Genomic DNA, 2,620 nt, shown 5'->3' on the forward strand with positions numbered 1-2,620 from the left:
TGGCACCTTAACAGACCCCGGCCTTTCCTTGGCGACGGGCGTGCACGTCGGCATGAGTCAGCAAGCCTTTCTGCACACCTTTTTTACGGCCCCCTTACCCCTGCCAGGGCGTCCCATCAGCACCCTGGCACTGGTCTACGTGGTGGACGGAGAAATGCAGTACTGCCACGTTAGCCAGGGGGTAATTTATAAAATCCAGCTGGCTTCCGTTTTCACTGTTCAATAAGGCCCTCCTTATTTTGAACAGCGCGCGTTTACCTTCGGACCGTTAAAGTGAACCGTGAAGGCCGGCCGTGGCCATACTGGAAATGCGCCTCACCGCAGCAGGTTAAACAGGTAGGTGGTGACGGGAAACGTGTCGATGAACTTGCTGCGGATGACCCGGCCGCTCTGGTCGTAGAACACTTGCTCGAGGAGCCGATTGCGGGGGTTGTTTGGCCCGGCCTTGATCAACTCGTACTGCAAGTACCCGTCCTTTCCGTAGTAGGATTCGCCCGATACCAGCGTGCCGTCCCGGTAGAAGGCTTTACGCCGGATGCGCCCGCTCGGGTAGTAGTAGTCGTAGTACCACCCGTCCAGTTGCCCCTGGGCAAAGGAAGCCTCGATGGTTTTGCGGCCCTTGCGGTACGCCACCCATGGCCCGTGATAGCGGCCCTCGCGGTACGAAATTTCCCGGAACAGGTGCCCGTTCAGGTAAAGCCGGAATGGGCCGTCCACCTCCCCGTGTTGGTAGTGGGCATCGTAGTGCAGGTCGCCGTTGGGGCGGTACCCCGTGGCCCGGCCGTGGCGCACGCCGTGGGCGTAGGTGGCGACTTCTTTGATTTTCCCGGATGGGTAATGGGTCGTCACCTGGCCAGTGAGCGTATCGGCCCGCACCGCCGGGCCATGGGCCGCGCACCGTGCCGGAAGGCAGGAAACCGACTCGGCGGAAAGCACCGCCCCGCAGGACCACAACAGGAACAAAAAAGTCATCGACGGCGGCGTGAAACGGGTGGGCGCTGGGCGCAGGCTGCGCGAAAGGTAGCCGATAGCCTCTTTTTTGTCTAACCGCTGGATATGGTCGATATGCTCCTCGCCGTAGCCAGCCGCTTCCGGCTCATTATTTCCGACGAGCGGCCCCTGCGCCCCCGCCGACTGGGTGGCCAACCGGTACCGGCAGCGGCCGGCCGGGGCCGGGACTTTGCCCGCGCCGTGAACCTTTCCGCGGGGCGGCGTCTTGATACCCGTTGGACCCGACCGAACCGCCAAGCGACGGGGGCGGGTTCTTCCCGCCCGTTTAACACCAACACAAGTCGTACCGTTGCCGCATGAGACAGCTTAAAATCAGCAAACAGATTACCAACCGCGAAAGCCAGTCGCTGGACAAGTACCTGCAGGAAATTGGCAAAGTGAGCCTGGTGTCGATCGACGAGGAAGTCGAGTTGGCGCAGCGCATCCGCGAGGGCGACCAGATGGCCCTCGAAAAGCTGACCAAAGCCAACCTGCGCTTCGTCGTATCGGTGTCCAAGCAGTACCAGAACCAGGGCCTGACCTTGGGCGACCTCATCAACGAAGGCAACCTGGGGCTGATTAAAGCGGCCAAACGCTTCGATGAAACCAAGGGGTTCAAGTTTATCAGTTACGCCGTGTGGTGGATTCGCCAGAGCATCCTGCAAGCCCTGGCCGAGCAGAGCCGCATTGTGCGCCTGCCCCTGAACCGGGTGGGCTCGCTGAATAAAATCAGCCGCTCGTTCTCCGAATTGGAGCAGAAGTTCGAGCGGGAACCCTCGGCCGACGAGATTGCCGAGTTGCTGGAGCTGAGCACCTCGGAGGTGGCGGACACGCTGAAAATCGGGGGCCGCCACGTCTCGATGGATGCGCCCTTCGTGCAGGGCGAAGAAAACCGCCTGCTCGACGTGCTGGCGAACGAGGACGCGGAAAGCCCCGATGCCGGCTTGCTGCACGACTCCCTGCGCCGGGAGGTCCAGCGCGCGCTCTCGACCCTGACCCTGCGCGAGGCGGACGTCGTGACGCTCCACTTTGGGCTCAATGGGCACGCAGCGCGGACGCTGGAAGAGATTGGCGAGCAGTTCAACCTGACCCGGGAGCGGGTGCGGCAGATCAAGGAAAAGGCCATTCGGCGCCTCAAGCACACCACGCGCTCGAAGGCCCTGAAACCGTACCTGGGCTAGTGGTTGCGGTCTGCCCGATGGCCCAATTCAGTCGGGTGGGTGTTGTTAGACAACTAGGGAAACCGGCAACTCGGCAGATTTCCCCTGGTTGTTTAATAACACGCCCCTTAGTTTAGATTGACCCTTTTCGTGAACGGTGAAAAAGGAGTTAGAGCCACCTGCAAACGAATTATAGCCACCCCGCAAATGAGTTATAGGCTGGTTATAGCCACCTCAAAAACAGTTATAGGCAGGTTATAGCCCGGTTATAGGCAAATTATAGCCCGAGTTATAGCCACTGTATCCCCACATTAGCCCCTAGAGCCTGTTATGCACTATTGGTGTGCCTAGCGAGCATGATACAGGTAAAGACGACAAAGTGGAGTTGCTGCAAGGTGCTGCTGAGCCGCTCATAGTCGCGGGCCAATCGGCGGAACCGGCTGAGCCAAGCGAAGCTCCGTTCGACGACC

General features: G+C 60.2%; 4 protein-coding genes. 2 read left to right on the plus strand and 2 right to left on the minus strand.

Annotation, left to right across the window (positions count from 1 at the left end; all coding sequences use genetic code 11):
* The coding region (locus J4G38_RS27300; RefSeq protein ID WP_226163989.1) for a hypothetical protein at positions 1 to 226 on the plus strand (226 nt) is incomplete at its 5' end.
* Positions 227 to 315: 89 nt separating this feature from the next.
* On the opposite strand, the gene J4G38_RS27305 is transcribed toward J4G38_RS27300, so the two are convergent.
* Entirely contained in the window at positions 316 to 972 is a 657-nt protein-coding gene (locus J4G38_RS27305) for a toxin-antitoxin system YwqK family antitoxin (protein ID WP_226163991.1), read from the minus strand.
* 335 nt (positions 973 to 1,307) lie between these two features.
* Here J4G38_RS27305 and J4G38_RS27310 point away from each other — a divergent pair, with 335 nt between their 5' ends.
* Positions 1,308 to 2,171, plus strand: coding sequence for a sigma-70 family RNA polymerase sigma factor (locus J4G38_RS27310; RefSeq protein ID WP_210521729.1), 864 nt, complete (start codon positions 1,308 to 1,310; stop codon positions 2,169 to 2,171).
* Between the two features lie 307 nt (positions 2,172 to 2,478).
* Here the strand turns inward: J4G38_RS27310 and J4G38_RS27315 are convergent.
* On the minus strand, positions 2,479 to 2,620 hold a 142-nt coding region (locus tag J4G38_RS27315; protein WP_226163858.1), incomplete at its 5' end, for a transposase.

Source organism: Hymenobacter terricola (genome assembly GCF_017921975.2).
GTDB lineage: Bacteria > Bacteroidota > Bacteroidia > Cytophagales > Hymenobacteraceae > Hymenobacter > Hymenobacter terricola.

Excerpts from the sequence above, each read along its gene's own strand:
- J4G38_RS27310 (WP_210521729.1), top strand. The coding sequence starts at position 1,308 with ATGAGACAGCTTAAAATCAGCAAACAGATTACCAACCGCGAAAGCCAG.
- J4G38_RS27305 (WP_226163991.1), bottom strand. The coding sequence starts at position 972 with ATGACTTTTTTGTTCCTGTTGTGGTCCTGCGGGGCGGTGCTTTCCGCC.